Annotated in this window: 29 protein-coding genes and 1 pseudogene; 10 read left to right on the top strand and 20 right to left on the bottom strand. The window is 66.6% G+C overall.

The window, feature by feature from the left end:
- Positions 1-104: 104 nt before the first annotated feature.
- Positions 105-992, bottom strand: coding sequence for a DMT family transporter (locus tag ACTIF2_RS14005; RefSeq protein ID WP_439497700.1), 888 nt, complete (start codon positions 990-992; stop codon positions 105-107).
- Between the two features lie 153 nt (positions 993-1145).
- Between ACTIF2_RS14005 and ACTIF2_RS14000 the strand changes: the two genes are divergently transcribed.
- Together ACTIF2_RS14000 and ACTIF2_RS13995 are read left to right on the top strand one after the other, a co-directional pair.
- Complete coding sequence (locus ACTIF2_RS14000) at positions 1146-1466, top strand: ArsR/SmtB family transcription factor (RefSeq protein ID WP_439497699.1); 321 nt, start codon at positions 1146-1148, stop codon at positions 1464-1466.
- Positions 1466-2008: an SRPBCC family protein gene (locus ACTIF2_RS13995; protein ID WP_439497698.1), complete on the top strand. Its 543-nt coding sequence runs from the start codon at positions 1466-1468 to the stop codon at positions 2006-2008. The genes ACTIF2_RS14000 and ACTIF2_RS13995 overlap by 1 nt, the downstream gene beginning before the upstream one ends.
- Before the next feature lie 84 nt (positions 2009-2092).
- On the opposite strand, the gene ACTIF2_RS13990 is transcribed toward ACTIF2_RS13995, so the two are convergent.
- The 8 genes and pseudogenes from ACTIF2_RS13990 to ACTIF2_RS13955 all read right to left on the bottom strand — a co-directional run bounded on the left by ACTIF2_RS13990 (position 2093) and on the right by ACTIF2_RS13955 (position 7616).
- On the bottom strand, positions 2093-2923 hold the full coding sequence (locus ACTIF2_RS13990; protein WP_439497697.1) for an NHL repeat-containing protein: 831 nt from the start codon (positions 2921-2923) through the stop codon (positions 2093-2095).
- Positions 2920-3339: a carboxymuconolactone decarboxylase family protein gene (locus ACTIF2_RS13985; RefSeq protein WP_439497696.1), complete on the bottom strand. Its 420-nt coding sequence runs from the start codon at positions 3337-3339 to the stop codon at positions 2920-2922. Before ACTIF2_RS13985 ends, ACTIF2_RS13990 begins: the two co-directional genes overlap by 4 nt.
- A complete protein-coding gene (locus ACTIF2_RS13980; RefSeq protein ID WP_439497695.1) occupies positions 3275-3703 on the bottom strand; it encodes a MerR family transcriptional regulator in 429 nt (142 codons plus the stop codon). Before ACTIF2_RS13980 ends, ACTIF2_RS13985 begins: the two co-directional genes overlap by 65 nt.
- 166 nt (positions 3704-3869) lie before the next feature.
- A pseudogene (locus ACTIF2_RS13975) lies at positions 3870-4025 on the bottom strand (4-hydroxybenzoate octaprenyltransferase); the annotation flags it as partial.
- Positions 4026-4088: 63 nt separating this feature from the next.
- Entirely contained in the window at positions 4089-4613 is a 525-nt protein-coding gene (locus ACTIF2_RS13970; protein WP_439497694.1) for a winged helix DNA-binding protein, read from the bottom strand.
- 125 nt (positions 4614-4738) lie between these two features.
- Complete coding sequence (locus ACTIF2_RS13965; RefSeq protein WP_439497693.1) at positions 4739-5728, bottom strand: TRAP transporter substrate-binding protein; 990 nt, start codon at positions 5726-5728, stop codon at positions 4739-4741.
- A 35-nt stretch (positions 5729-5763) separates the two neighbouring features.
- Entirely contained in the window at positions 5764-7068 is a 1305-nt protein-coding gene (locus ACTIF2_RS13960; RefSeq protein ID WP_439497692.1) for a TRAP transporter large permease, read from the bottom strand.
- Positions 7068-7616: a TRAP transporter small permease gene (locus tag ACTIF2_RS13955; RefSeq protein WP_439497691.1), complete on the bottom strand. Its 549-nt coding sequence runs from the start codon at positions 7614-7616 to the stop codon at positions 7068-7070. The genes ACTIF2_RS13960 and ACTIF2_RS13955 overlap by 1 nt, the downstream gene beginning before the upstream one ends.
- 221 nt (positions 7617-7837) lie before the next feature.
- Between ACTIF2_RS13955 and ACTIF2_RS13950 the strand changes: the two genes are divergently transcribed.
- A complete protein-coding gene (locus ACTIF2_RS13950) occupies positions 7838-11437 on the top strand; it encodes a hydantoinase B/oxoprolinase family protein (RefSeq protein WP_439497690.1) in 3600 nt (1199 codons plus the stop codon).
- Between the two features lie 100 nt (positions 11438-11537).
- Here the strand turns inward: ACTIF2_RS13950 and ACTIF2_RS13945 are convergent, their stop codons facing one another.
- Positions 11538-11843, bottom strand: a complete 306-nt coding sequence (locus ACTIF2_RS13945) for a helix-turn-helix domain-containing protein (protein ID WP_439497689.1) — start codon at positions 11841-11843, stop codon at positions 11538-11540.
- Positions 11840-12199: a type II toxin-antitoxin system RelE/ParE family toxin gene (locus ACTIF2_RS13940; RefSeq protein WP_439497688.1), complete on the bottom strand. Its 360-nt coding sequence runs from the start codon at positions 12197-12199 to the stop codon at positions 11840-11842. Before ACTIF2_RS13940 ends, ACTIF2_RS13945 begins: the two co-directional genes overlap by 4 nt.
- 208 nt (positions 12200-12407) lie before the next feature.
- Between ACTIF2_RS13940 and ACTIF2_RS13935 the strand changes: the two genes are divergently transcribed.
- Positions 12408-13103 (top strand): SDR family oxidoreductase, encoded by a 696-nt coding sequence (locus ACTIF2_RS13935; RefSeq protein WP_439497687.1) that lies wholly within the window; start codon positions 12408-12410, stop codon positions 13101-13103.
- Here the strand turns inward: ACTIF2_RS13935 and ACTIF2_RS13930 are convergent, their stop codons facing one another.
- Complete coding sequence (locus tag ACTIF2_RS13930) at positions 13104-13718, bottom strand: LysE family translocator (protein ID WP_439497686.1); 615 nt, start codon at positions 13716-13718, stop codon at positions 13104-13106.
- 94 nt (positions 13719-13812) lie between these two features.
- Between ACTIF2_RS13930 and ACTIF2_RS13925 the strand changes: the two genes are divergently transcribed.
- On the top strand, positions 13813-14397 hold the full coding sequence (locus tag ACTIF2_RS13925; protein ID WP_439497685.1) for a GNAT family N-acetyltransferase: 585 nt from the start codon (positions 13813-13815) through the stop codon (positions 14395-14397).
- A 6-nt stretch (positions 14398-14403) separates the two neighbouring features.
- Here ACTIF2_RS13925 and ACTIF2_RS13920 read toward each other — a convergent pair whose 3' ends face one another.
- Entirely contained in the window at positions 14404-15261 is an 858-nt protein-coding gene (locus ACTIF2_RS13920; RefSeq protein WP_439497684.1) for an alpha/beta fold hydrolase, read from the bottom strand.
- Between the two features lie 88 nt (positions 15262-15349).
- On the opposite strand from ACTIF2_RS13920, the gene dapB reads away from it, so the two are divergent.
- The 4 genes from dapB (at position 15350) to ACTIF2_RS13900 (ending at position 20544) form a co-directional block, all read left to right on the top strand.
- Complete coding sequence (dapB, locus tag ACTIF2_RS13915) at positions 15350-16153, top strand: 4-hydroxy-tetrahydrodipicolinate reductase (protein ID WP_439497683.1); 804 nt, start codon at positions 15350-15352, stop codon at positions 16151-16153.
- Positions 16154-16315: 162 nt separating this feature from the next.
- Positions 16316-17992: a methyl-accepting chemotaxis protein gene (locus tag ACTIF2_RS13910; protein WP_439497682.1), complete on the top strand. Its 1677-nt coding sequence runs from the start codon at positions 16316-16318 to the stop codon at positions 17990-17992.
- Between the two features lie 79 nt (positions 17993-18071).
- Positions 18072-19163, top strand: coding sequence for an ATP-dependent DNA helicase (locus ACTIF2_RS13905; RefSeq protein ID WP_439497681.1), 1092 nt, complete (start codon positions 18072-18074; stop codon positions 19161-19163).
- A gap of 193 nt (positions 19164-19356) precedes the next feature.
- The gene (locus ACTIF2_RS13900; protein WP_439497680.1) at positions 19357-20544 is read left to right on the top strand and encodes a MalY/PatB family protein; all 1188 of its coding nucleotides are present in this window, start codon (positions 19357-19359) and stop codon (positions 20542-20544) included.
- Between the two features lie 6 nt (positions 20545-20550).
- On the opposite strand, the gene ACTIF2_RS13895 is transcribed toward ACTIF2_RS13900, so the two are convergent.
- Positions 20551-21321: an anti-sigma factor gene (locus ACTIF2_RS13895; RefSeq protein ID WP_439497679.1), complete on the bottom strand. Its 771-nt coding sequence runs from the start codon at positions 21319-21321 to the stop codon at positions 20551-20553.
- Positions 21318-21881, bottom strand: coding sequence for a sigma-70 family RNA polymerase sigma factor (locus tag ACTIF2_RS13890; protein ID WP_439497678.1), 564 nt, complete (start codon positions 21879-21881; stop codon positions 21318-21320). Before ACTIF2_RS13890 ends, ACTIF2_RS13895 begins: the two co-directional genes overlap by 4 nt.
- 203 nt (positions 21882-22084) lie before the next feature.
- On the opposite strand from ACTIF2_RS13890, the gene ACTIF2_RS13885 reads away from it, so the two are divergent.
- Positions 22085-22888 carry a DUF4394 domain-containing protein gene (locus ACTIF2_RS13885; RefSeq protein ID WP_439497677.1) on the top strand — a complete coding sequence of 268 codons (804 nt, stop codon included), beginning with the start codon at positions 22085-22087 and terminating at the stop codon, positions 22886-22888.
- Positions 22889-22962: 74 nt separating this feature from the next.
- Here the strand turns inward: ACTIF2_RS13885 and leuD are convergent, their stop codons facing one another.
- Genes leuD through leuC form a run of 5 tightly spaced genes read right to left on the bottom strand, consistent with a single transcriptional unit; the run spans position 22963 to position 26440 of the window.
- Positions 22963-23565, bottom strand: a complete 603-nt coding sequence (gene leuD, locus ACTIF2_RS13880; protein ID WP_439497676.1) for a 3-isopropylmalate dehydratase small subunit — start codon at positions 23563-23565, stop codon at positions 22963-22965.
- A 59-nt stretch (positions 23566-23624) separates the two neighbouring features.
- Positions 23625-24257 carry a LysE family translocator gene (locus tag ACTIF2_RS13875; protein ID WP_439497675.1) on the bottom strand — a complete coding sequence of 211 codons (633 nt, stop codon included), beginning with the start codon at positions 24255-24257 and terminating at the stop codon, positions 23625-23627.
- A gap of 23 nt (positions 24258-24280) precedes the next feature.
- A complete protein-coding gene (locus ACTIF2_RS13870) occupies positions 24281-24754 on the bottom strand; it encodes a metallopeptidase family protein (RefSeq protein ID WP_439497674.1) in 474 nt (157 codons plus the stop codon).
- A complete protein-coding gene (locus tag ACTIF2_RS13865) occupies positions 24754-24999 on the bottom strand; it encodes a hypothetical protein (protein ID WP_439497673.1) in 246 nt (81 codons plus the stop codon). Before ACTIF2_RS13865 ends, ACTIF2_RS13870 begins: the two co-directional genes overlap by 1 nt.
- Positions 25000-25021: 22 nt before the next feature.
- A complete protein-coding gene (gene leuC, locus ACTIF2_RS13860; RefSeq protein ID WP_439497672.1) occupies positions 25022-26440 on the bottom strand; it encodes a 3-isopropylmalate dehydratase large subunit in 1419 nt (472 codons plus the stop codon).
- Between the last annotated feature and the right edge of the window lie 40 nt (positions 26441-26480).

The following is a 26480-nucleotide window of genomic DNA, read 5'->3' as shown; positions in this document are numbered from 1 at the left end:
GGCTCGGCCTTGTCGGGGCGGGAGATTAGCCGTGGGCACGGGCCAAGGTCGACCGCTGCCGCCGCGCGGGCAGGGCGAGGCGAACGCATGGGCGGGCGCCGGCATCACGGGGGATCGTGCATCTCCACGGGTTTGCCGGCCCGCCTTTCGAGGACCAGCAGCGCCAGCCCCGCCGCGATGATCAGCCCGGCGCCGATCAGCATGGAGAGCGTCGGCCAGTCGCCGAAGACGAGCCAGCCGAAGAGCAGGGCCCAGACGATCAGCGTGTATTGATAGGGCACGACGACGGAGGCCTCGGCGAGCTTCAGCGAGCGCGTGACGCAAAGATGCGCCACCATCGCGACGATGCCGAGCAGGCCGAGCAGGGCGGCATCAGTGAGGCTCGGCGTCACCCAGCCGAAGGGCAGCAGCAGGAGGCCGACCACCAGCGCGCCAAAGGTCTGCCAGGCGACCAGCGTCACGTCGGGCGTGCCGCGCAATTGCCGGCCGGTGATCATCATCGCCGCGAAGGAGAAGCTGCCGAGAAGCGCGATGATCGCCGGAAGGGACAGGCTCTGGCCGGAGGGGTTCAGCGCCACCGCGACGCCGACGAAGCCGGCGACGACCGCGAGCCAGCGCACGGGCTCGATCCGCTCGCCGAGCAGCAGCGCCGCCAGGACCACGGCCCAGACCGGCGCTGCGAGCCAGAGCGTCATCGTGTCGGCGAGCGGCAGGTAGGTCACCGCCCAATAGAACATGGCGACCTCGCAGGAGCCGAGCGTGACGCGCAGGAGCTGCAGCCCGGGCCGCTCCGGCCGCAAGGTGCGGCCGACGCCCTGCTTCACCACGAAAGGCGCGATCACCGCGATCGCCACGACGCTGCGCAGCAGCACGACCTGGCCGACCGTGTAGGTCGCGACCAGCCATTTTCCCATCACGTCGTTCAGCGCGAATAGCAGCATGCCGAGCAGCATCATGGCGATGCCGGTCAAGGTGGCGTGGCGGGTGGGCATGGCGGCCTGGAACGATCTGCCTGTCGAACGGGCATTTCCTCTCGCCCGTCACGCGGCGTCTAGCAAGTCGCCATGCGCAACCGCGCAGCGCGCCGGCCGCAGGCGCACAATATTTTATGTTTTACTTAATTAAGTGACACGCTAAATAAAGCCATGGATCGCTTCGTCGCCCTCGCAGACCCGACACGCCGCCGCATCATCGAGATGCTGGGCGAGGGCGCCCTGGCGGCCGGCGAGATCACGGCGCGGTTCAGTGTCAGCGCACCGGCGATCTCGCAGCATCTCAAGGTGCTGAGGGAGGCCGGGCTGGTCAGGGTCGAGATCGACGGCCAGCGCCGAATCTACCGGCTCGATCCCGGGGGGCTCGATGAATTCGATCTCTGGGTGAAGAAGGTCCGGGGCTTCTGGGGTGCGCGACTCGACGAGCTGGGGCAGGAACTGGCGCAAGCCGCCAAGGATGAAGGAGACGAGTGATGAGTGAGTACGGCACTGTTCTCGAAAGCGGCGCGGTCAGGTTCGAGCGGCTCCTGCCGGGGCCGGTCGAGCGCGTCTGGGCCTATCTGACCGAGTCCGACAAGCGCGGCACCTGGCTGGCTTCGGGCAAGCTGGAGCCGCGCGTCGGCGGCACGGTCGACCTCCTGTTCAAGCACTCCCAGATCACCAGCGAACGGCCGCCGGAGCGCTATCGCGAGATGAACGACAATGGCTGGCCCTCGCGCGGGACGGTGACCCGCTACGAGCCGATGCGGGCGCTGGCGATGACATGGCCGGGGGAGGGCGACGCCAGTTCGGAAGTGACCTTCGAGCTCACGCCGGAAGGCGACCGGGTCAGGCTCGTGCTGACGCATCGCAAGCTTGCCGACAAGGCGGAGATGGCGAATGTCTCGGGTGGCTGGCACCTGCATCTCGGCATTCTGGAAGACCGGCTCGCAGGCGATCCGCCGCGCGGCTTCTGGTCGAGGCACGCGGCGATCGAGGCGGATTACGCCGCGCGCTACGCGAAGCTGCCGGGCTAGGCACGCCTGTGTCCAGTGAATGCCGCCGGGCGTGCGTGTTCGGGCGCCTGGCGAATGGGGGCAGCGGGTGGGAAGCGAAGCGGTCTAATTTGGGATCGGAATCCGATATATTGTCCCATCACCCCATGCGGCGGTCAGTAAGGACGTTCCGTCAGGCGCTGCCACCAACCCGACCGGGCTTCGCAATCCGTCCGCAACGGCGCGGGACTGTCCATCGGGCAGGATTTCCCGCACGGCGGTGCCGCCATAATCGACCACGAAAACGCGGCCGGCTGTCGTCATCGCCACGCCGGGGCCGGGCGTGGCGAATGCCTCGCCAGCCTCGATGCGCGAGCCATCGGGGCGCAGGATCGTGATCCCGCCGCCGATATTGGAAACGACATAGCCGTTGTCTGGCGTCTGGACTGCCCCGACCGGCGTTCGCAAGCCGTCGATGACAGGCTTTAGGCTGCCATTCGCGGCCACAGCGAGAATCTGGTTGGTGCGCCGATTGGCGATCAGGAGCCGGCCAGACCTGTCGAAGCTAAGCCCGGCAGGTGTCGCGAGGCCGGTCACATGCAGATTACGTTCTCCCGCTGGCGTGAAGCGATAGACCTCATCGCGCGAATAAGACGCGACGTAGATCATGCCATCAGGGTCGATCGTCAGCCCGGAGGGACCGGAAAGCCCGTCCGCGAAGATGGTGCGATTTCCGGCAGGATCGATGCGCGAGACGCGACCCGCACCCCATTCCGCCACGAACAGATTTCCCGCAGCGTCGAAGGCCATGCCGACCGGCGAGCTGAAACCCTCCCATAGTTTCTCGGGCGCAGCCGGATTCGCATAGGCGGCGGTCGGTGCCATGATCGCAGAAGCAGAGGCCACGGCGAGGGCGAAAGCGCCAGCGGTCGCCAAGGATCGAACTAAGTTCATCATGCCACCTGCTCCCTCTGGACGGGGAACCGTGCGGCAAAGACTTCCTTGGCCGCGAACAATCCATTGAGCGCCGCAGGAAAGCCGGCATAGACCGCCATTTGCATGATGGTCTCGGTGATTTCGTCCCTGGTCAGCCCGACATTTAGACCAGCCTCAATATGGACCTTCAATTGCGGGGCCGCGTTTCCCATCGCCGTCAGCGCTGCGATGGTGGCGATTTCACGGGCGCGCAGTTCGAGCCCGGGGCGGCTATAGATGTCCCCAAACGGAAACTCGAACAGATAGCGTGCGAAATCGGGGGCAATATCGGCCAAGGCAGCAACGACATTGTTGCCGGCCTGGCCGTCGATTTCAGCGAGCGCTCGCTTGCCGCGTTCCAGCCGGCTTTCGTCGGCGTTCTGGTAATACTGGGTCATGATCCTTCATCCTCTGTTCGGTGCCGGAATATCCGGCAATCTTGGTGTCGAGGACGAGAAGGCAGGCTTGCAGGTCAACCACATGGGCGCGAACACGTTCACGGTGCTGTTCGAGCAACGCGCAACGCTCCGCTTCCGTGCCGACGCCGCGCTCCCGTAGGGCTGCATAATGCAGCATTTCCCGGATAGGCATCCCGGTCGTTTTCAGGCGACCAAGAAACTTTATCCAGATCAGGATTGATGCGTCGTAGTCACGTTGGCTCGATTGGTCCCTGTCCGCATAGGGAAGCAGTCCAATCCGCTCATAGTAACGGATGGTGTGGGCCGACAGTCCCGAACGCTTCGCCAGTTCACCAATCTTCATGAGCACCTTCTTTCGCCACAACGCATCAGAGGCTAGGGGTTAGAGTGCGCTCTAAGTCAACCCGTCAAATGCGGGTTCGCAAAATTTCCCCTAACCTAGGGCACCTCTTGCGATAAGCTGATGTTATGTAACGGGTTTTGGGGGGGTCGACAGACTGCGCTGACGTTCACATAGTCCCCATGAAGGCCGCACCTGCCAGCAGCACTCCGGTCCGAATGTTAGCTAAGAACAGACCAAATTCACGTCCGGGCGAGCAAGGTCCATCCGCCGAGCCTGCCAAGCCAGGTGCGGCGATCACCAACATTCCGATGGCGTAAGGCGGCGGCACCCAGCAACTCAGGCCTGCGGCCTGCCCCGGAATGACGGAGAGGCCCGTCCCGCGCCCTTACAGGCTCGCCGCCGCCCGGGCCGCCTGGTCGTATTGGCCCGAGAGCGAGCGCATCACCGCGGCGATCTCGGAGAGGCGGGTCGGGTCCATGCCGATCGCCAGCACCGATTTTACCAGCAATTGCTCGCGGATCTGGGCATAGCGCCGGCAGGCATCCTCGCCGGCGGGCGTGATCGCGACGGTCTTCTCCTTGCCCTTGCGGCCGCTCTTGATCAGCTTCAGCCGCTCGAGCTTCTTCAGCGCGTAGTTCACGACATGGGTGTCCTCGATATTGAGGACGAGGCAGATATCGGCGAGGCGCTTGGCCTTGCCGCGATGGTTGACGTTGTGGAGGACGAGCACGTCCATCGGCGACAGGTCCGGCACCCCGGCCGCCGTCATGCAGCGCAGCATCCAGCGCTGGAAGGCATGGACCGACATGTTCAACGCGAACTCGAACTCCGAGAGCGCCGGCATCGCGCCGGAGGCGAGATGGCCGGAGGAGACGATCGGGCCGAGACTGTCAGGTGCTGCAGAGGACATCGCGCACTGTGGTCCTGAATGTGAATGCGCAGTCATCCCGGGTCGACCTGCGGCCGCCCGGAATGACCACGTTCTGATTGAAGCATGGCAAGCGATGGCCGGCTCGGACCGGCCAGAGGCCAGCTTCACATCTTCTTGTAGGCGTCGACGATCGCCTGGCCGTCGGCGCCGGCCTTCTTCAGCCAGTCGGCGGTCAGCGTCTCGCCGGCCTTCTTGAAGCCGTCCTTGAGCGCCGTCGAAGGGGCATTGACCTTCATGCCCTTGGCCTTGAGCTGGTCGAGATACCAGCTCGTCTTGGCCTCCCAGGCCTTCCAGCCGCGCTCTTCAGCGGTGGCCGCGGCCTTGAGGATGGCGTCCTGCGTCGCCTTGTCGAGCGCGTTGAAGGCGGCCTTGTTGACGAAGGTCGCGTCCTTCGGGATCCAGGCCTGGACGTCGTAGAAATGGGTCAGCGATTCCCAGGCCTTGGAATCATAGCCGGTGCCGCCCGACGACATGAAGGAGTTGACCACGCCGGTGGCCAGCGCCTGCGGCAGCTCGGCCGCCTGGATCGTCACCGACTGCATGCCGAGCAACTCGCCGAGCCGTGCCGTGCCGACATTGTAGGAGCGCCATTTCAGCCCCTTCATGTCGTCGATCGTGTTGATCTCCTTCTTGGCGTAGACGCCCTGCGGCGCCCAGGGGACCATGAAGAGCAGCTTGAGGCCCTGCGCATCGAGCTTCTTCTCGATTGCCGCCTTCGAGGCTTTGTAGAGCTTCATCGAGTCGGCGAAGCTGGTCGCCAGGAAGGGCACCACGTCGATGCCGAAGAGCGGGTCCTCGTTCTCGTGGATCGAGAGCAGGACCTCGCCCATCTGGGCCTGGCCGGTCTGCACGGCCCGCTTGATCTCGGGCGCCTTGAACAGGGCCGCGCCGGGATGGACCGTGATCAGGAGCTTGCCGCCGGTCCCGGTCTCGACATCCTTGGCGAAGGCGACGAGGTTCTCGCTATGCGGGTTATCGGACGGATAGGCGGCCGGCAGGTTCCACTTGGTCTGGGCGGAGGCCGGGGCGGCCATGGCGAGCGCGCTGACGCCGAAGGCGAAAGCGGTGGCTGCGAACATTCTGCGGTTGATCATGATGCTGGTCCCTCTCTGTTGCCTGTCTTCTTGGTTCAGTCCGGAAAGGCGAGCTTCGGCAGGTAAAGCACGATTTGCGGAAAGGTCGTGATGATCAGAACGGCGACGTTGAGCAGAATGAAGAACGGAAACGCCGCCTTCGCAACCGTCCAGATATCCTTGCCGCTCATGTTCTGCAGGACGAAGAGATTGAAGCCGACCGGCGGGGTGATCTGCGCCATCTCGACATGGATGACGAGATAGACGCCGAACCAGATGAGGTCGAAGCCGGCCTCCCTGACCATCGGCAGCACGATCACCGCGGTCAGCACGATCATCGAGATGCCGTCGATCAGGCAGCCGAGGATGATGTACATGCAGGTCAGGGCCAGGACGAGCATATGCGGCGAGAGCTGCTGGCCCTTGACCCATTCCGCCAGGGCGGCGGGGATGCCGGTGAAGCCCATGGCGGCGGTGCAGAAGGCTGCGCTGGCCAGGATCAGCATGATCATGCAGGTCAGGCGGGTCGTGCTCATGATGCTTTCGCGCACCGTCGCCCAGCTCAGCGTGCCGCTCCACCAGGCGAGGAAGAGCGCACCCGTGACGCCCCAGGCGGCGCATTCGGTCGCGGTGGCGAAGCCGAGCACGAGCGACAGGAAGACGGCTGCGATCAGCAGCAGGCAGGGTGCGAGCTTGGCGGACTGACGCAGCTTGGCGCGAAAGGGCAGGGCCGGATCGCGCGGCGGCGTCTTGTCGGGGTTGAGCAGCGACCAGACGATGACATAGCCCATATAGAGGGCCATCACGAGCAGCCCTGGCAGGAAGCCGCCGAGGAAGACCTGCAGCACGGAGACATTGGCGGTGACCGCGTAGACCACCATCGGAATCGAGGGCGGGATCAGCAGGCCGAGCGTGCCAGAACCAGCCAGTGTGCCGAGGCTCAGGCGCTCGTTATAGCCGCGCTTCTTCAGCTCCGGCAGCGAGATCTTGCCGATGGTCGCGACCGTGGCGGCCGAGGAGCCGGAGACCGCGGCGAAGATGCCGCAGCCGACGATATTGGTATGGATCAGCCGGCCCGGCAGCCATTGCAGCCAGGGCGAGAGGCCCTGGAACATCTGCTCGGAGAGCCGAGTCCGGAACAGGATCTCGCCCATCCAGATGAAGAGCGGCAGCGCGGCCAGCGTCCAGGACGAGGAGGCGCTCCAGACCGTGGTGGCCAGCACCTGGCCGATCGGGACATCGGTGACGAGCGTCATGGCGAGCAGGCCGACGAGCCCGAGGCCAACGGCGATCCAGACGCCGCTCGCCAGGATGACGACGAGGAAGAGCAGCAGGACGATCGAGAGGAGCGGCAGGCTCATCAGACGCCTCCGCCCTGGGCGACGCGTTCGATCAGCTCTTCGGTCGATTGCGGCGGGTCCGGTTCGTAGGTCGGCCGTCCGCCGCGCGCGACGGTGACCCATTCCTCGATGATCGCGACGAGCAGGATGGCGAGCCCTGCGACCATGCCGAGCTGCGGGATCCAGAGCGGCACCGAGACGACGCCTGTCGACATGTCGAAGAAGCGCCAGGAATCATAGGCGAGCTGGCCGGTCTGATAGGTGAAATAGCCGATGAACGCGGCGGCGATGGTCAGCGAGGCCAGCTCGGCCACCCGCCGCGCGGGCCCGTGCAGGCGCTCGATCATCAGCCCGACCCTGATCATCTCGCCGCGCTTGAAGGTGTGGGCGAGGCCGAGGAAGGCCATGGCGACGAGGGACCAGCCGGCGAAGTCGTCGCCGGACGGGACGTTGAAATTGATCTCGCGGCCGACCGAAAGCAGCATCATCAGGGCGAAGATGGCGACCAGGAAGGCGCCGGCCAGATAGCCGGCAAGCAGGTAGAGCCCGTCAAGAATCTTGCGAATCACGCTCTCGTCCCCCGTATCCATCGCGGCGGGCACGGGCTGGCGCATATGCGCCCGATTGCCAGGACTGGTCCCGTCATCGCATCCTCCCTCGATCGGCCCGGCCCCTCAGCCATGTCCCGATCATCTTTGCAACCGTAATCGCAGAATCCGCCTTGTCAACGTTTCATCGACGATTTATCGATGAATTGTCAATGTAGCCAGCGCATGCTGGGGAGGGTGCCATGACCGCGAGCCGTTGGGACTTCTGGATCGACCGTGGCGGCACCTTCACCGACGTGATCGGCCGCGATCCGGCAGGCAAGCTTCACGCCAGGAAGCTGCTCTCCGAGAATCCCGGCGCCTATCGCGACGCCGCCGTGCAGGGCATCCGCGACCATCTCGGGCTCAAGGCCGGCGAGCCGATCCCGGCAGGGCTGATCGACGAAGTGCGCATGGGCACGACGGTCGCCACCAACGCGCTACTCGAGCGCAAGGGCGACCGCACGCTGCTGGTCGCCACCCGCGGCTTCCGCGACGCGCTGCGCATCGGCTACCAGGCCCGGCCCGACATCTTCGCCAAGGAGATCATCAAGCCCGAGCAGCTCTACGAGGCGGTGGTCGAGGTCGACGAGCGCGTGCTGGCCGACGGCGCCGTGGAACGGGCGCCGAATGAGCCTGCGATCCGGACCGCGCTGCAGGCGCAATATGCCGCCGGCTTCCGCGCCGTCGCCATCGTCTTCATGCATGGCTATCGCTATCCGGAGCACGAGCAGGTCGCGGCGCGCATCGCCCGCGAGATCGGCTTCCCGCAGGTCTCGGTCAGCCACGAGGTCTCGCCGCTGATCAAGCTGGTCGGGCGCGGCGACACCGCGGTGGTCGACGCCTATCTCTCGCCGATCCTCGCCCGCTATGTCGCGCAGGTCTCGGAAGAGCTCGACATCGCGCGCACCGGCGCGCGGCTGATGTTCATGATGTCCTCGGGCGGCCTCACTGCCGCCGAGCTGTTCCAGGGTAAGGATGCGATCCTGTCCGGCCCGGCCGGCGGTGTCGTCGGCCTCGCCGAGACCGGCCGCTCGGCCGGGTTCGACAAGGTCATCGGCTTCGACATGGGCGGCACCTCGACCGATGTCGCGCATTTCGACGGCGAGTACGAGCGCGCCTTCGAGACCGAGGTCGCCGGCGTGCGCATGCGCGCGCCGATGATGCTGATCCACACGGTCGCGGCCGGCGGCGGCTCGATCCTGCATTTCGACGGCGCGCGCTTCCGCGTCGGCCCGGATTCGGCCGGCGCCAATCCGGGGCCCGCAGCCTATCGGCGCGGCGGCCCGCTCGCGGTCACCGACGCCAATGTCATGGTCGGCAAGCTGATCCCGTCCTATTTCCCGGCGATCTTCGGCGAAGGCCATGACCAGCCGCTCGATGTCGAGGCGGTGCGCGCCAAGTTCGCCACGCTCGCGGCGGAAGTCGGCGACGGGCGCAGCGCGGAAGAGGTCGCCGACGGCTTCATCCAGATCGCGGTCGCCAACATGGCCGAGGCGATCAAGAAGATCTCGGTGCAGCGCGGCTACGACATCACCCGCTATGCGCTGAACTCGTTTGGCGGCGCCGGCGGGCAGCATGCCTGCCTGGTCGCCGATGCGCTCGGCATCAAGACGGTGCTGCTGCACCCGTTCTCCGGCCTGCTCTCGGCCTATGGCATGGGCCTTGCCGAAATCCGCTCGACACGGACGGCGGCGCTCGACGTCCCGCTCGATGCGGAGGTGAAGGCCGCGATCGGCGCCGTCGCCGAAAAGCTCGGCGCCGAGACGCGCGCCGAGCTCATCGGGCAGGGCGTGCCGGATGACGAGATCGCCATCCATGTCCGCGCCCATATCCGCTATGCCGGCACCGATACAGCGATCGCGATCGCCGCCGGCACGCGCGCCGAGATGCAGGAGGCCTTCCAGGTCGCGCACAAGGCGCGCTTCGGCTTCATGGACGAGACCAAGGCGCTGGTCGTCGAGGCTGTCGAGGTCGAGGCGGTCGGCGGCGGCGCGAAATTCGAGGAGGGCGCCGTCGGCGAAGAGGCCGGCGAGCCCGAGGTGGCGGAACGGACGCGCGTCTTCTCCAAGGGGCAATGGCACGAGGCGGCCATCGTGCGGCGCGAGGCGCTGGCTCCGGGACAGAGCGTGGCGGGACCAGCGATCATCATCGAGCCGAACCAGACCGTCGTCGTCGAGGATGGCTGGAGCGCGAAGCTGACGGCCAAGGACCACCTCGTGCTCAGCCGAACCAAGGCGCTGGTCCAGAACGCGGCGATCGGCACCAAGGCCGATCCGGTGATGCTGGAGATCTTCAACAACCTGTTCATGTCAATCGCCGAGCAGATGGGCGTGACGCTGCAGAACACCGCCTATTCGGTGAACATCAAGGAGCGGCTCGACTTCTCCTGCGCCGTCTTCGACCAGACCGGCGCGCTCGTCGCCAACGCCCCGCATATGCCGGTGCATCTCGGCTCGATGGACAAGTCGGTCGAGACCGTCATCAAGAACAATCCGGTGATCCGCCCAGGCGACGTCTATTGCCTGAACGCGCCCTATAATGGCGGCACGCACTTGCCCGACATCACGATCTGCACGCCGGTCTTCGATTCCGAGGACAAGGAGATCCTGTTCTGGGTGGCGAGCCGCGGCCACCATGCCGATGTCGGCGGAACGGCGCCGGGCTCGATGTCGCCGCTGGCGACCAATATCGAGGAGGAAGGCGTCTATATCGACAATTTCAAGATCGTCGATCAGGGCCGCTTCTGCGAGGAGGAACTGGTCAAGCTCCTGACGGGCGCGCGCTATCCGGTCCGCAACGTCGTGCAGAACGTCAACGACCTCAAGGCGCAGATCGCCGCCAACGAGAAGGGGCTGGCGGAGCTGAGGAAGATGATCCGCTCCTTCGGCCTCGACGTCGTTCAGGCCTATATGGGCCATGTCCAGGACAATGCCGCCGAAAGCGTCGCGCGGCTGCTCGCCAAGCTCCACGATTGCGAATTCACCTATCCGATGGATCAGGGCTGCGCGATCAAGGTGAAGATCACCATCGATCGCGAGAAGCGCGAGGCGACGGTCGATTTCACCGGCACCTCGCCGCAGCGCGAGGACAATTTCAACGCGCCGGCGCCGGTGACGCGCGCTGCCGTGCTCTATGTCTTCCGCGTCATGGTCGACGACGCGATCCCGATGAATGCCGGCTGCCTCAGGCCGATCAAGATCGTCGTGCCGGAAGGCTCGATGCTGGCGCCGCATTACCCGGCCGCCGTCGTCGCCGGCAATGTCGAGGTCAGCCAGGCAGTCACCAACACGCTGTTCGGGGCGCTGGAGGCGATGTCGTCCTCGCAAGGGACGATGAACAACCTGACCTTCGGCAACGACCAGTACCAGTATTACGAGACGATCTGTTCGGGCTCGCCGGCGGGGCCGGGCTTCAACGGCACGTCTGGCGTGCATGTCCACATGACCAATTCGCGCCTGACCGATCCCGAGATCCTGGAGACCCGCTTTCCCGTCGTGCTTGAGGATTTCCACATCCGTCCCGGCTCCGGCGGCAAGGGCGAGTGGAGCGCCGGCGACGGCACCAGCCGCACCATCCGTTTCCTGAAGACGATGGACTGCGCCATCCTCGCCTCGCACCGGCGCGTGCGGCCCTTCGGCGTCAAGGGCGGCGAGCCGGGCGAGCTCGGGCGCACGCTGGTCCGGCGGCTGTCGGGCAAGATCGAGGAGCTGAAACCCTCGGACCAGACGCTGCTGGAGGCAGGCGAGGCCGTGACCGTGATCACGCCGACCGCCGGCGGTTATGGAAAAGCGAAGGGCTGAGGTTCAGGATTACGCGCCGGAGCGTGGAGTGGCGTTGAGTGATCCGAATGCACTGCCGCCGGATCGCTTCTTCGTTTCGGGCCGCGCGGTAAACCTGTGTTCAAGCGGCCTGCGCGCGCGGTCGAACCGAAATCGAAACCTCGACATCCTGCCCGAGCTTGCCGAGGATCATGATCATCCGGTCGATGGTGAAACGGTCGAGTTTGACGTTGCGGATACGTGAGAATTCGGAGGCGGCGACGCCGGTCCGCTCTGCGGCGGCTTGAACGCCGAGCCGGTTCTCGTCGAGCACGGCGATGATCTTGGCGGCGAGAAGCGCGCGTGCCTGCTCCAGATCGGCGTTGGGCAGGCCAAGGTCTCGGAAGCCATTGCCGCTGCCACGGACGAGTTCGATGTCGCTGCTCATTTTACCAGCTCCTTCAGGCGTTTGATCCGATCCTTGATGAGGTCGATATCGTGCTTCGATGTTTTGATGCCGGAGGTCGACTTCTTCTGGAACGCGTGGACGACCCAAAGATCGTCGCCAATCTGTACCGCGTAGACCACGCGAAAGGCATCGCCTCTAAGCCGCAATACGATTTCGAAGACACCGCTGCCGAGGCCATGCATCGGCTTGGCGCTGTCGGCCATTCCGCCTTCGGCTGCGATCGTGAGCGCCCGCAGCGCTTCGCGTTGGGCTGCTTCGGGAAAGACCAGGAAATCTTTCTTCGCAGCCTTGATCCATGATATCGGCCGCGTGTTCCGCATTTTGATTTTTGACATATTTGTCAAATCTTCGCAAGGCCGGGCGGTGTCATGCTGACAAAGCCGGTGGGCGGGACTGGAAAGCCCGAGTAGCGAGGCTTAGGTCGGGTCTCTCCCCGTCATTGCGAGGAGCGTGGCAACGAAGCGAGCCAGGGCCTCCCTGGCGAGCCGCCGGGTTGCTTCGCTTACGCTCGCAATGACGAAGATCCTGCCCACGGAGACCGACATGCCCCAGACCTGGATGATCACCGGCGCCAATCGCGGCATCGGACTGGCGATCGCGACCGCGCTCGCCGAGCGCGGCGACCATGTGATCGCCGCCGCACGCGACCCCGATGCCGCGGCGCTCAAGGCGCTGGCCGCGAAGCATCCGGATCGGATCACGCGGCTCGCGCTCGACGTGACCTCGCAGAAGAGCGTCGATGCCGCCAAGGCAGCGCTCGCCGGCCGGCCGATCGACGTCCTGCTCAACAATGCCGGCATCTACGGCCCGCGCGACAAGCAATCGGCGCTCGACATGGATTTCGATGCCTGGCGCGAGGTGTTCGAGGTCAATGTCTATGCGCCGCTGCGGGTGGCGCAGGCCTTCCTGCCCAATGTCGAGGCCTCGCAGGGCCGCAAGATCGCGACGATCTCGAGCCGGATGGGCTCGATCGGCAGCAACCCCTCCGGGGCGGTGACCTATCGCTCGTCGAAGGCCGCGGTGAACATGACGATGGTCGCCTTCGGCAACGCCGTGCGCGAGCGCGGGGTCGCCATCCTGCTCTTCCATCCGGGCTGGGTGCAGACCGACATGGGCGGCAGCGGCGCCGACATCACGCCGGAGCAAAGCGCCGCCGGCCTGATCGCGACGATCGACGGCTCCGGAATCGCCGAAACCAACAGCTTCCGGAGCTGGGACGGCTCGCCGATCCCCTGGTGATCAGCTCGCCCGCGAGGAGGCGAGCCAGAGGCCGCCGCCGATCAGGAAGCCGCCGCTGACCTTCGACAGCAGCCGGACGCGATGCTGCGACAGCAGGCGCCCGGCGCGGCCGGAGAGGATCGCATAGGCGCTGTCGCTGATGGCGGCGACGACCAGCGTGGTCGCGCCCATGATGGCGATCTGGGTCATGTGATCGCGGCCCGGGTCGAGGAATTGCGGGAAGAAGGCGCCGAAGAAGAGCAGGGTCTTCGGGTTGCTCAGCGCGACCAGCGCGCCCTGGAGCAGGAAGCCGCCGCGTGGCGGTCTTGCCACGACGGCCTCTCCCGCGCCGCCCGCCGAGCGAAACATCTTCCAGCCGAGCCAGATCAGATAGGCGGCGCCCGCCAGCCGGACCCAGTCGAACCAGTGGCCCATCGCCGCGATGACCGAGCTCAGGCCGATCCCGACGATGGCGATCATCACGGCGAGGCCGACCTGCGTTCCTGCCACATTGAGGAGGCCGGCTCTGGTTCCATGCTTCAGGCTGTTGGCGATGATCAGCGTCGCGGTCGGGCCCGGCACGATGACGATGACGATGCAGGCGAGGAGATAGGCGGCGAAAATCTCGACAGACATGGGAGCGGTCTCCATCTTGAACGACAAGTCATCTGCCGTCGCCGCCTGCATGTCGAGCCCCCGAGGACGGCGTTATGCGAATGGACTATTGGAGATGACCGTGATCGCTTTCCGCGTGCAGCCGTTGACGCCGGAGCGCTGGCCCGATCTCGAGGACCTCTTCGGGCCGAAAGGCCCGTGCTATGGCTGCTGGTGCAACCATTTCCGCATGCCGCAGAAGCAGCGCATGCCGCTGCTCGGCGAGGGCGCGCGCCGCCTGTTCGAGGAGCGCGTGCGCAAGGGGCCGCCGCCGGGCGTCCTGGCCTATGACGGAGAGACCTGCGTCGGCTGGCTCCAGGCCGGGCCGCGCGCCCATGTCCCCGAGTGGAACAATCCGCGCCGGGCCTCGACGCCGCTGCCCGACGCGCCAGCGGAGGACGAGCGCAACTGGGCGGCGTCCTGCTTCTTCGTCCGCAAGGGGTGGAGAGGTAAGGGCGTGACCGCTGCGCTCCTGGACGGCGCGATCGCCTTCGCCCGCGAAAGCGGCGCCCGCCTGCTCGAGGCCGCGCCGATGGACCATGAATTCAAGCGCAGCAGCGAGGGACTTTACGTCGGCCCCGAACGCGTCTTCCTGCGCGCCGGCTTCATCGAGGTCGCGCGGCAGAAGCCGGGCCGTCCGCTGATGCGCCTGGCGATCTGACGCGTTTCAGGCGCCCGCGAGAATGAAATCGCGGATCGTCGCGTAATAGCGCTCGGGATCGTCCTCGACGATGCCATGGCCGCAATCGGCGAAACGCTCGAACTGGACGAGGCCGGCGGGAAGATGGCGCGCGATCTCCTCGTTGAAGGCGAACGGCGTGATTGGGTCGAGCTCGCCGGCCATGAGCAGCACCGGGCATGCGACGGTGCCGAGCGCCTCACGGAAATCCATGCGGCCATGCTCGTTGGCTGGACCGTTGAACCACTGGCCGGTCTCGTTGCGCAGAATGGCGCGCTGGGCCCATTCGGGCGGGCCGCGCCGCTTCGCCCGGTAGAGCGGGATGCAGCGTTCGATATAGGGCGCGCGTGTCTCGGGCGACGGGCTCGACCAGTAGGCCTCGGCGATGCGGCCGGCTTCCGCCCCGCCGAAACGCGCAAACGCGTCGTAGATCGTCGAGAAGTCGATCCTTGCCGCCGTGCTGATCAGGATCAGCTTGCCCGCATGACCCGGATGGCGCGCCGCATAGGCCTGCGCGACAAAGCCACCGAAGGAGCTTCCCAGCACGATCGGCCTGTCGATGCCGAGCCTGTCGCAGAGCGCCTTGAGGTCATCGGCCCATTGGGCGAGCGTCCAGCTCTGGCGCGGGCCGTCCTCGCTGCGGCCGCAGCCGCGATGATCGTAATAGACGATCTGGGCGACATCGCTGAGCCTGGAGAAGCCGGGCTTGTAGATGCTGTGATCGGCGCCCGGGCCGCCATGCAGCAGGATGAGCACCGGCTTTTCGCGCATGACCGGCCCGTCCGCCACGAGCCCGGCTCCCTCGATATCGACATAGAGCTGGACGCCATTGACCGCGACGCGCATCAGTTCGACTCGCTTGTGAGGATCGTTCGCTTCAATCTAGCGGCCTGGTTGTCCGGCTCAAATGCCGGTCTCTCATTGGAGCTCCCTCATGATCCGCATCACGCTCGCCGGCTGCACCGGCTGGGTCGGCAAGGCGCTCGTCGCCGCGATTTCAGCCGCGCCCGATCTCGAACTGGTCGCCGGCGTCTCGCGCAAGGCGGCGGGGGGCGATCTCGGCGAGGCGGCCGGCCAGCCGGCGAACGGCAAACCCGTCTTCGCCACGGTGGCTGAGGCCTTGTCGGTGCCTTCCGACGTGCTGATCGACTACACCAAGCCCGACAGCGTGAAGGGCAATGTGCTCGCGGCCGTCGCGGCCGGGCGCCATGTCGTGGTCGGGGCCTCCGGCATGACCGCGGAGGACTATGCCGAGATCGAGGCCGCCGCCCGCAAGGCCAATGTCGGCGTGCTCGCCGCCGGCAATTTCTCGATCACCGCCACCCTGCTGCGTCGCTTCGCCCGCGAGGCGGTGAAGTATGTGCCGGATGTCGAGATCATCGACTACGCCTCGGCCTCGAAGCCGGATACGCCCTCGGGCACCGGGCGCGAACTGGCGGAGACGCTCGGCGCCGAGCGGATGGCGGGCACCGCCAAGCCGGTCTCCGAACTCGGCGGAGCTCGCGAGACGCGCGGCGCCGCGCTCGGCGCCCCGCATCCGGTTCAGGTGCATTCGCTGCGCATGCCGGGCTTCGTGCTCTCCTGCGAGGCGGTGTTCGGCCTGCCCGACGAGCGGCTGGTGATCCGCCACGATGCGGGGAGCTCGGCGGCGCCTTATGTCGGCGGCACCTTGCTGGCGGCGCGCCGCGTCGCGGACGAAATCGGCCTCAGGCGCGGTCTCGACAGCCTGATGGGTTGAAAGCGGCCCTTTTCGGCTGGGAAAGCCAAGAAACGCGTCGGTCACGCGGGATTCTGTAACCGGCTAATTTGTTGATTTTCATTGGTTTTCTTCGACCGCGTTAACCTCGTGTTCGTTCGCGCCTGCGAGATGACAGGCGCGTTTCGACGAGGGCTGGATGCGATGCGGAAACTGGGGCTGACGGCGAAGATCACCCTGCTGTTCGCCTTGATGGGGATCGCCGCCGGCCTCGGATTGTTCAGCGCCGTCAAAGGCCTCGATTCGGTCCATGCGATCGATCGCGAGGCTCTCGCCAGCCTGTCGCTGGCCAATCGCGCCGCGCTTCTCACCAACCGCGTCGCCCAGGCGTCGCTGCTCAGCCGTTTCGACGATTCGGCGACGCCGCGCGCGGTCGAGGCGGCGCTCGATGCGCTCGACGGGGCGATCGAGCTGGTCGACGCGGCCCGCGCCAGCCTGCTCTCGTCGCTGCCCGGCGAGTTGCGCGAGGCCAATCCGACGCTCGACCCGAGCATCCGGACCTTCATCGCCTTCCAGCGCGACATCGTCACCATGGGCCGCGAGGTGTCGCCCAAGGCGGCCCTGCTCGAAGCCTCCGCCGAGGCGGCGCGCGAGAACGTGCGCCAGATCATGCTGGTCACCTCGCAGCTCGCCGACGGCCTCGACCGGCGCGCGCAGCTTGCCGCGGCGCAGGGCGGCGAGCTCGCGCAGACCTTACGCCTCCGCACGATCGCGATTGCGCTTGGCTTGCCGCTCGGCGGCGCGCTGCTTGCGATCTACCTGCTGCGGACGCAGCTCACCCGGCCGCTGCGCGACCTGATGGCGGCGATCGCCGCCGCGACCACGACGCCGAAGCTGATCGAGGTGCCCCATGTCAGGCGCCGTGACGAGATCGGCCAGCTCGCCCGCACGGTGCGCACACTGAGCGAGGTCCGCGCCACATTGGTCAATCGCGAGGCCGAGGCCGACCTCGCGCAGAGCCATCAGATCCGGCGCACGGAGGAGCTCGGCCGCATCGCCGACGAGTTCGAGCGGCGCATCGGCGCGCTGCTTGCCGATATCGCCGGGCTGAGCCAGGCCCTGCGCGCCGCGCAGCAGGATTCCGCGGTTCGCGCGCAGCAGGTGTCGCAAAGCACCGGCACTGCGGCCTCCGCCGTCACCGGGGCGGGCGAGGAGGCGCAGCACATCACGGAAGCCGCGCTGCGGCTGGAGCATGTGATCGCGCAGATCAATGCCGAGGTCCGGCGCGTCTCGGAAACGGCGACAGCGGCGACGCAGGACGCCGCCGGCACGTCGGGCCTGGTGCTGCGCCTGACCGAGAACGCAGGGCAGATTCGCGGCGTCGTCGAGATCATCGAGGCGATCGCGCGGCAGACCAACCTGCTGGCGCTCAATGCGACGATCGAGGCGGCGCGCGCCGGCGTGCATGGCCGCGGCTTCGCCGTCGTCGCCAGCGAGGTCAAGGCGCTGGCGGGACAGACCGCCGACGCGACGGCCCGCATCGTGCAGCGGATCAGCACGGTCAACGAGGCGCTCTCGCAGGCGGCCGAGGCCGTTTCGGGGATCGTCGCCAGGGTCGGGGCCGTCGAGCAGGCCAGCACCGAGATCTCGACCATGGTGTCCTCGCATTCCGAGCTGCTCGGCTCGCTCGGCGACACGGTCGCGCGCATCTCGCATGTGACGGGGACCGCCGCCGGTGCGATGATGGAGATCTCGAAGGCCAACGCCCAGACCGTCGACCAGGCCGGCAAGGGAGCCATCGGCGCACGCGAGCTCAATGAGCGGATCGCCGCATTGCAGGCCGAGGCGGAGGAATTCACCAGGCGCCTGCGCGCCGCCTGATCCCGTTCTGTTCTGCGCTTGCATTGCAGGCCCGACTCGCGCCCTTGTGCGGCATGGCCGCTTTCCGCTTCCGTCCCCGATGAACTGGTCGCCGCAACAGGATGGCGCGTTGAGCGCCGTCGCAGACTGGCTGCGCGCCGGCGAGCCTCAGATTTTCCGGCTGTTCGGCTATGCCGGCACCGGCAAGACCACGCTCGCGCGCCATATCGCCGAAGGGGTCGACGGTTCCGTCGTCTTCGCCGCCTTCACCGGCAAGGCGGCGCTGGTGCTGCGCAACAAGGGTTGCGAGGGCGCGCAGACCATCCACTCGCTGATCTACCGCTCGCGCGGCGTCGACGAGGAAAGCCCGACCTTCGTGCTCAATCGCGAGAGCAGCGCCGCCAAGGCCGGCCTGATCATCATCGACGAATGCTCGATGGTCGACGAGGACCTGGGCAAGGACCTGCTCTCCTTCGGCACGAAGGTGCTGGTGCTCGGCGACCCGGCGCAGCTCCCGCCGGTCAAGGGCGGCGGCTATTTCACCGAGGCTGAGCCCGACGTGATGCTGACCGAGGTGCACCGGCAGGCGGCCGACAACCCGATCGTGCGGATGTCGATGATCATCCGCGAAGGCGGCCGGCTTGCCGTCGGCGACTATGGCGAAAGCCGCGTCATCCGGCGCGATGCGATCAGTCCCGAGATCGTGCTCGGCGCCGATCAGGTGCTGGTCGGCATGAACAAGACGCGACGGCTCTACAATGCCCGCATGCGCGAGCTGATGGGCCGGACCTCGACCGTGCCCGTCGCCGGCGAGAAGCTGGTCTGCCTGCGCAACGACAAGAGCAAGGGCCTGCTCAATGGCGGCTCCTGGATCGTGCAGGAGCTCAAGACCTCCAAGAAGGGGCTGATCACCATGCGGGTGACGCCGGAGGACGATACCGGCGGCAAGCCGGTCAAGGTCTCCGTGCTGCCGAATTTCTTCGACGGCACCGAGGAGGAGGTGCCCTGGGAGCTGCGCAAGCACACCGACGAATTCACCTTCGGCTACGCGCTCACCGTCCATAAGGCGCAGGGCTCGCAATGGGACGACATCGTGCTGTTCGACGAGGCCTTCGCCTTCCGCGAGCACCGGGCGCGCTGGCTCTATACCGGGCTGACCCGGGCGGCCGAGACGATCACGGTGGTGATGTAGGACGCGCCGAGCGCGGGGCTCAGGCATGACGCTGCCGTGAAACGGCATGCGCGCCGAAGGCTAGCGCCCGGCCCTGCATCGCGGCATGTCCTTGTCATGGGCGCGCGCTCTATCAATAGCTTAGAGCTGGATCCGACCAGTTTGATTCAACCTGATCGGATCCAGCTCCAGAATCGGGTTTTCATCGAGGGCCATGATGAACTTCGCTCCGAATTTCGACGCCTTGATCGACCGCCGCGGCACCAACTGCGCGAAATGGGACATGATGGAGGCCACCTATAAGGTGCCGGCCTCCGACGGCATCGCGATGTGGGTGGCCGACATGGACTTCCGGCCGCCTCCTTGCGTGCAGGGCGCGGTCGAGGCGATGGCGGCGCACGGCGTCTACGGCTATTTCGGCGATGCCACGGCCAGCAACGACGCCATTCGCTGGTGGATGAAGAACCGCCATGGCTGGGAGCTGGAGCCGGAGGCGATCTTCACCACGCACGGCCTGGTGAACGGCACGGCGCTCTGCGTCGACGCCTACACCAAGCCCGGCGACGGCGTCGTGCTGATGACGCCGGTCTACCATGCCTTCGCCCGCGTCATCCGGGCCGCGGGCCGGAACGTCGTGGAATGCCCGCTTGCGATCGAGGACGGTCGCTACGTCCTCGACATCGCCGGCTGGGATGCGCTGATGACCGGCAGCGAGCGGATGCTGATCCTGTGCTCGCCGCATAATCCCGGTGGGCGGGTCTGGTCACGCGACGAGCTCAGGGAGATCGCGCAGTTCTGCGTGCGGCACGACCTGATCCTCGTCTCGGACGAGATCCACCACGACCTGGTCATGCCGGGGCACAAGCACCTGATGATGCCGGTTGCCACGCCCGAGATCATGGACCGCCTGGTGATGATGACGGCGACGACCAAGACCTTCAACATCGCCGGCGCCCATGTCGGCAATGTCATCGTTCCCGATGAGGCGCTGCGCGCGCCCTTCCGCGCCCGGATGAACGCGCTCGGCATCTCGCCGAACTCCTTCGGCATGGTCATGGCGACCGCGGCCTACAGCCCGGAGGGCGCGGCCTGGGTCGATGCGCTGGTGACCTATCTCGACGGCAACCGCCGGGTTTTCGACGAGGTCGTCGGCAGCATTCCTGGCCTGCGCTCGATGGCGCTGGAGGCGACCTATCTCGGCTGGGTCGATTTCGCCGGGACCGGGATGGAGCCGGCGGAGTTCATCGCGCGGGTCGAGAAGCAGGCGAAGATCGCCGCCAACCATGGCGCGAGCTTCGGCTCCGGCGGCGGCAGCTTCCTGCGCTTCAACCTCGCGACCCCGCGCTCCGTCGTGGCCGAAGCCGGCGAGCGCCTGAAGGCCGCCTTCGCCGACATGCAGTAGCCGCCCCTACAGCCTCTGCGACGTCGTGCCCTTGGCGATGATCGGCCCGGTCGGCCGCCCAGTCGGCGAGCCGGTGGCGGGTTCGAGCGTGATCTCGAAGAGCTGATCCTTGCCGAGCGGCAGGTTGTCGAGGCGCAGCGGCGTCGAGCGGGCCTGGTCGATCAGCCCGACCGAGCGCGGGCCGACAGCCCGGTCCCAGAGCGTCCAGATCTCCAGCGCCTTGCCTTCGGGAACATCGATCGCCTGAAGCGGCAGCATCTCGACCCGGCCATCGGCGAAGGTGTGGACGACGGCGGCGGCGACGCTCGCCTCGGTCATCAGCACCGCGACCATGACCGGCTGCCGCCTGGCGCGGTCGAGCGCGCCGACGAGGCCGACGGCCAGCACGATCGCAGCCAAGGCGCCGGCCAGGGCCGCGCCGCGCCAGACGAAGAGGCTGTTCCACCAATCCTGCAGCCGGCTTGCCGGGGAGGTGGTGCCACGCGGCGAAGGACGCACGGCCTCGGCCGCGGCCCGCACTGGGGCTTGCGCGACCCCTGCGAGATCTGCCTCGATCCGGCTCCACAGGCCGGGCGGCGGGGCGATCGGCGTCACTGTTGCGTCGATCGCGGCGAAATGCGCGCGCCAGCGCTCGACCGCGGCTGCAAGATCGGAATCGCTTTCGAGCCGCCGGTCGAAGGCGGCGAGATCGGCGCCCTCGATCAGGCCGAGGACATATTCGCCGGCCAGCGCATCGCGCTCGTTCGGCGTCAGGGGCATGTCGGGGGAGGGGCTCATCCGAGGCACTCCTTGAGTGCGATCAGCGAACGCCGGATCCAGGATTTCACGGTGCCGATCGGCATGCGCAGGCGGCCGGCGATCTCGCCATGGGTCAGGCCCTGGACGAAGGCGAGCAGCACGATGCCGCGGCGCTGCGGCGGCAGCGTCTCGAGGCAGGCATGCAGCGCCTTGGCGCCTGACAGTTTCGACATGACCGTCTCGGGATCGTCCTCTTCGCTCGCCGTCTCCTCGGCGACAGGTCTGTCACTCGTTTCCGTCCGCTTCTCGTCCCGCAGGATCGAGAGCGAGCGATTGCGCAGGATCGCGTAGATCCAGGTCAGGCCGGCGCCGCGCTCAGGATCGAACCGCGCGGCGTGCCGCCAGATCAGGATGAATGCGTCCTGCACCGCCTCCTCAGCCAATGCGCGACGCTTGAGCAGCCGCTGCGCAACGCCAAGCATACGCGCGGACTCGGCATCATAGATGCGCTTGAGTGCAAGTTTATCGCCGGAGGCGCAGGCGCGCAGAGCGTCTTCGATATCCGTCGCCCTGTGCGGCAACGCGGCGCTCGTCGCCATTCCTGTCTCCCTTGCTGGTCTACGCCTTCGCGGGCGCGCCAGAGCGATGAGTACACGGCCAAGCCTACTTCGGATGCGGCCGGATGCCTTTATTTTTTTCTGCGCATCCGCCGCTTCGCCACGGGGCTATCCACCCTGGGCGGTGCGCCGGGAGGCGTCGAATTGCCCGCAGGACATTGCGACACCAACCGGAGGATAACCCCATGCAGACCGCACGCGCCACACGCCTTGCGCTGATCGCCTCGACGATTCTCGGTGCTTCCTTCGCCGCCACCTTCGCGGCGCCCGCCGGGACGCTGGCTGCGCTCACCGGCGACAACACGTTGACCATGGTCGACACGGCGACGCAGAAGGCCGGCAAGTCGATGAAGGTCACCGGCATCAACGGCAAGATCGCCGGCATCGATGTCCGCCCCGCCGACGGCATGCTCTACGCGCTCGCCACCGACGGCACGATCTACACGATCGACGCCGCCAGCGGGAAGGCGACGATGAAGTCGAAGATGGACACCGTGCTCGCCGCGAGCGCGATGGCGACCGTCGATTTCAACCCGGCCGCCGACCGCCTGCGCGTCATCGGCTCGGACGGCACGAACCTGCGCGTTAATGTCGATGACGGCAAGACGACGGTCGACGGCAAGCTCAAGTTCGCCGAGACCGACATGCACAAGGGCGAGGCGCCGATGATCGTCGCCGGCGCCTACACCAATTCCGTCAAGGGAACGAAGGAGACCGCGCTCTACGACATCGACGCCAAGATCGGCGGTCTGCTGAAGCAGGCGCCGCCGAATGACGGCGTGCTCGGCGCGGTCGGCAAGCTCGGCGTGATGCCGAAGGCGATCGCCTTCGACATCGAGACCGACGCCTCGGGCGGCAATACCGGCTGGCTCCTGGCCGACGGCGCCCTGCACAAGGTCGATCTCGCGACGGGCAAGGCTTCGATGATGGGCAAGGTGACCGGCCTGAACGCGCCGGTGCGCGATGTCGCGGCGCTGCCGGCAATGTAAGGGCCTGATCCGACCCGCCTAGAAGGGCCGCCACGCCTCCCGGCGTGGCGGCTTTTTTGTGCTGGAGTGGGGCTTCAGGCCCAGCTGCGATTGGCGATCTTGGCCTCATAGGCGTCGATCTTCGGCGCCTTCTCCATGGTCAGGCCGATATCGTCGAGGCCGTTCAGCAGGCAGTGCTTGCGGAAGGGGTCGATGTCGAATGTCACGGTGCCGCCGTCGGGACCCTTGATCTCCTGCTTCTCGAGGTCGACCGTCAGGGTCGCGTTCGAGCCGCGTTCGGCATCGTCGAAGAGCTTCTCCAGATCTTCCGGCTTCACCACGATCGGCAGGATGCCGTTCTTGAAGCAGTTATTGTAGAAGATATCGGCGAAAGACGTTGAAATCACGCAGCGAATTCCAAAGTCGAGCAGGGCCCAGGGCGCATGCTCGCGCGAGGAGCCGCAGCCGAAATTGTCGCCGGCGACGAGGATCTCGGACTTGCGGTAGGCCGGCTGGTTCAGGACGAAATCGGCATTCTCCGAACCGTCCTCCTTGTAGCGCATCTCGGCGAAGAGCGCGGTGCCGAGCCCGGTGCGCTTGATCGTCTTCAGGTACTGCTTGGGGATGATCATGTCGGTGTCGACATTGATCACCTTCAGCGGGGCGGGCGTCGAGGTCAGGGTGGTGAAGGGCTGCATGGCGAGGACTCCAACAGGTCTTTCTGGTCAGGATATCGGTGCGTGATCGACGGCGTGCTTCAGAGCTGCGCCGTCAGGAGCTTGAAACTGGCAAAGGCGAAGAAGGCCGAAAGGCAGGCCTCGGCCCGGCGGCGGATCCTGCGATAGCCGGCGATCATGGATGGGGTCGAGAACAGCAGGGCATAGCCCTGGTTGATCAGCAGCGAGATCATCAGGCAGCCGATGATGATGGCATAGACGATCACCGCCGGCGCCCCGGGCCGCAGGCCGAGCGCGATGATCGCCGTCCAGCTCAGGATCGCCTTGGGATTGGTGAGATGCATCAGGTAGCCGCGCAGATAGGTGCGATGCCCTGAGACGGCGGCCTTCGGCGGCGGCATCTCGGCCTGCATCGCCGAACGCGCCGAGCGCCAGGCGAGATAGAGCAGATAGAGGCCGCCGATGATCTTGATCGTGTAGAGCGCGCCGGGATGGGCCACGATCAGGGCCGAGACGCCGATGGCCGCCAGAATGCCCCAGGTCAGCGAGCCGGTGGTGACGCCGAGCGCCAGCGTCAGCCCGGCCCGCCGGCCGCGTTCCATCGACGTCGCCATGACGGCGAGGTTGCTCGGGCCGGGACTGGCGACCGCGAGGAAGAACGCCGAATAGACCAAAGCCAGGTCCGGCAGATGGCGGATCAGATCGTCCAGCATTATCCGTTGCTCCGCTGCATCGCCTATCGCTCCGCCCCGGCTTCGATCGCTTCCATGTCTTCATCCGAGAAGCCGAAATGGTGGCCGATCTCGTGGACGAGGACATGGGTGACGATGGCGCCCAGGCTCTCGTCATGCTCGGCCCAGTAGTCGAGGATCGGCCGCCGGTAGAGATGGATCAGGTTCGGCATCTGCCCGGTCTGCGGGCCGGAGCCCTGCTGCGGCAGGCCGATGCCGCTGAAGAGGCCGAGAATGTCGAAGGGGCTCTCGACCTCGAGCTCCTTCAGCACGTCGTCCTCGGGAAATTCCGTGACGTTGATGACGAGATCGGCGCAGAGCGCGCGGAACTCGTCCGGCAGCCGGTCATAGGCCTTCTGGGCGAGGGCTTCGAAATCGCCGGTGGACGGCGCCTTGACGTCGTCCCAGGCGAATTCGGACGACGCCTCGGCGGAAGCCGAGGCGCTGGCTGAAGCCTTGATCGACGGCACGGTTCCCATCACCAGATCTTGAGCTGATGCCCCAGCCACCAGGCGAGCAGCACGACGAGGACCAGCGAGATCGAGCGGCCGATGCGCCGCCCCCAGAGCTCGATCCTGTCATCCTCGGGCGCGTCCTTGGCCGAGAAATGGTCGGCGGCGCGGGCCATGGAGGAGCCGAGCAGCCCCTCCTGGTCGCGCTTGACGCGTTCGAGCGCTTCCTTCGCCTCGGCGGCGCGAGCAGCCTCGCGGGGATCGCCGGTCATGACCGTGCTCCCCGCGCCGCCATCAGCCCAGCTGCCTGACGTCGACGAAATGGCCGACGAGCGCAGCGGCCGCCGCCATTTGCGGCGAGACCAGATGCGTGCGGCCCTTGAAGCCCTGCCGGCCCTCGAAATTGCGGTTCGAGGTCGAGGCAGCGCGCTGGCCGGGCTTGAGCTGGTCGGGGTTCATGCCGAGGCACATCGAGCAGCCGGGCTCGCGCCATTCGAAACCGGCGGCGAGGAAGATCTTGTCGAGACCCTCTTCCTCGGCCTGCTGCTTCACCAGGCCGGAGCCGGGGACGATCATGGCGTAATCGAGCGAGCCCGCGATCTTCTTGCCCTCGACGATCCTGGCGACGGCGCGCAGATCCTCGATGCGGCCATTGGTGCAGGAGCCGATCCAGATCACGTCGAGCGGGATATCGACCATCCTGGTGCCCGGCTTCAGGCCCATATAGTCGAGCGCGCGCCATTTCGACGAGCGCTTGGTCTCTTCCGGAATCTGGTCGGGATCCGGCACCACGCCCGCGACCGAGATCACGTCCTCCGGGCTCGTGCCCCAGGAGACGATCGGCGGCAGGTTGGCGGCGTCGAGCTTGACGATGCGGTCGAAATGCGCGCCCTCGTCGCTGCGCAGCGTCTCCCAGTAGCGCACCGCCTCGTCCCAGGCGGCACCCTTGGGCGCCTTCGGGCGGCCGTTGAGATAGGCGAAGGCCTTCTCGTCGGGCGCGACCATGCCAGCCCGCGCGCCGCCTTCGATGGCCATGTTGCAGACCGTCATGCGGCCTTCCATCGACAGGGCGCGGATGGCGTCGCCGGCATATTCGATGACCGAGCCGGTGCCGCCGGCGGTGCCGATCTCGCCGATGATGGCGAGCGTGATGTCCTTGGCGGTGACGCCCTTGACCAGAGCGCCGTCCACCTGGACGAGCATGTTCTTGGCCTTCTTCTGGATCAGCGTCTGGGTGGCGAGCACATGCTCGACCTCGGAGGTGCCGATGCCGTGCGCCAGCGCGCCGAAGGCGCCATGGGTCGAGGTGTGGCTGTCGCCGCAGACGATCGTGGTGCCGGGCAGGGTGAAGCCCTGCTCGGGGCCGACGATATGGACGATGCCCTGGCGGATATCGAGCTCGTTGAAATACTCGACGCCGAAATCCCTGGCGTTCTTGGCGAGCGCCTCGACCTGGATGCGGCTCTCCTCCTCGGCGATGCCGGCCTTGCGGTCGGTCGTCGGGATGTTGTGGTCGACGACGGCCAGCGTCTTCTCGGGCGCGCGGACCTTGCGGCCGGTCATGCGCAGGCCCTCGAAGGCCTGTGGGCTCGTGACCTCATGGACGAGGTGGCGATCGATATAGAGCAGGCAGGTGCCGTCTTCCTGGCGGTCGACGATATGGTCGTCGAAGATCTTGTCGTAAAGCGTACGGGGGGCGGTGGGCGACGTCATGTCGGTAAGCCTCGGTCTGGAAATTTTTAGTGCCGGCGTC

It is taken from the genome of Allobosea sp., assembly GCF_051860145.1.
Taxonomy (GTDB): Bacteria; Pseudomonadota; Alphaproteobacteria; order Rhizobiales; family Beijerinckiaceae; genus Allobosea.
This window is presented reverse-complemented; position numbering and strand designations above follow the sequence as displayed.

Coding starts and splice junctions, on each gene's coding strand:
- ACTIF2_RS13865 (WP_439497673.1), bottom strand. CDS start 24,999: ATGACCGGCGATCCCCGCGAGGCTGCTCGCGCCGCCGAGGCGAAGGAA.
- ACTIF2_RS13900 (WP_439497680.1), top strand. CDS start 19,357: ATGATGAACTTCGCTCCGAATTTCGACGCCTTGATCGACCGCCGCGGC.
- ACTIF2_RS13990 (WP_439497697.1), bottom strand. CDS start 2,923: ATGATGAACTTAGTTCGATCCTTGGCGACCGCTGGCGCTTTCGCCCTC.
- ACTIF2_RS13895 (WP_439497679.1), bottom strand. CDS start 21,321: ATGAGCCCCTCCCCCGACATGCCCCTGACGCCGAACGAGCGCGATGCG.
- ACTIF2_RS14000 (WP_439497699.1), top strand. CDS start 1,146: ATGGATCGCTTCGTCGCCCTCGCAGACCCGACACGCCGCCGCATCATC.
- ACTIF2_RS13910 (WP_439497682.1), top strand. CDS start 16,316: ATGCGGAAACTGGGGCTGACGGCGAAGATCACCCTGCTGTTCGCCTTG.
- ACTIF2_RS13905 (WP_439497681.1), top strand. CDS start 18,072: ATGAACTGGTCGCCGCAACAGGATGGCGCGTTGAGCGCCGTCGCAGAC.
- ACTIF2_RS13945 (WP_439497689.1), bottom strand. CDS start 11,843: ATGAGCAGCGACATCGAACTCGTCCGTGGCAGCGGCAATGGCTTCCGA.
- dapB (WP_439497683.1), top strand. CDS start 15,350: ATGATCCGCATCACGCTCGCCGGCTGCACCGGCTGGGTCGGCAAGGCG.
- ACTIF2_RS13925 (WP_439497685.1), top strand. CDS start 13,813: ATGACCGTGATCGCTTTCCGCGTGCAGCCGTTGACGCCGGAGCGCTGG.
- ACTIF2_RS13890 (WP_439497678.1), bottom strand. CDS start 21,881: ATGGCGACGAGCGCCGCGTTGCCGCACAGGGCGACGGATATCGAAGAC.
- ACTIF2_RS13875 (WP_439497675.1), bottom strand. CDS start 24,257: ATGCTGGACGATCTGATCCGCCATCTGCCGGACCTGGCTTTGGTCTAT.
- leuC (WP_439497672.1), bottom strand. CDS start 26,440: ATGACGTCGCCCACCGCCCCCCGTACGCTTTACGACAAGATCTTCGAC.
- ACTIF2_RS13970 (WP_439497694.1), bottom strand. CDS start 4,613: ATGTCCTCTGCAGCACCTGACAGTCTCGGCCCGATCGTCTCCTCCGGC.
- ACTIF2_RS13950 (WP_439497690.1), top strand. CDS start 7,838: ATGACCGCGAGCCGTTGGGACTTCTGGATCGACCGTGGCGGCACCTTC.
- ACTIF2_RS13935 (WP_439497687.1), top strand. CDS start 12,408: ATGCCCCAGACCTGGATGATCACCGGCGCCAATCGCGGCATCGGACTG.
- ACTIF2_RS13870 (WP_439497674.1), bottom strand. CDS start 24,754: ATGGGAACCGTGCCGTCGATCAAGGCTTCAGCCAGCGCCTCGGCTTCC.
- ACTIF2_RS13985 (WP_439497696.1), bottom strand. CDS start 3,339: ATGACCCAGTATTACCAGAACGCCGACGAAAGCCGGCTGGAACGCGGC.
- ACTIF2_RS13960 (WP_439497692.1), bottom strand. CDS start 7,068: ATGAGCCTGCCGCTCCTCTCGATCGTCCTGCTGCTCTTCCTCGTCGTC.
- ACTIF2_RS13885 (WP_439497677.1), top strand. CDS start 22,085: ATGCAGACCGCACGCGCCACACGCCTTGCGCTGATCGCCTCGACGATT.
- ACTIF2_RS14005 (WP_439497700.1), bottom strand. CDS start 992: ATGCCCACCCGCCACGCCACCTTGACCGGCATCGCCATGATGCTGCTC.
- ACTIF2_RS13930 (WP_439497686.1), bottom strand. CDS start 13,718: ATGTCTGTCGAGATTTTCGCCGCCTATCTCCTCGCCTGCATCGTCATC.
- ACTIF2_RS13940 (WP_439497688.1), bottom strand. CDS start 12,199: ATGTCAAAAATCAAAATGCGGAACACGCGGCCGATATCATGGATCAAG.
- ACTIF2_RS13965 (WP_439497693.1), bottom strand. CDS start 5,728: ATGATCAACCGCAGAATGTTCGCAGCCACCGCTTTCGCCTTCGGCGTC.
- ACTIF2_RS13980 (WP_439497695.1), bottom strand. CDS start 3,703: ATGAAGATTGGTGAACTGGCGAAGCGTTCGGGACTGTCGGCCCACACC.
- leuD (WP_439497676.1), bottom strand. CDS start 23,565: ATGCAGCCCTTCACCACCCTGACCTCGACGCCCGCCCCGCTGAAGGTG.
- ACTIF2_RS13995 (WP_439497698.1), top strand. CDS start 1,466: ATGAGTGAGTACGGCACTGTTCTCGAAAGCGGCGCGGTCAGGTTCGAG.
- ACTIF2_RS13920 (WP_439497684.1), bottom strand. CDS start 15,261: ATGCGCGTCGCGGTCAATGGCGTCCAGCTCTATGTCGATATCGAGGGA.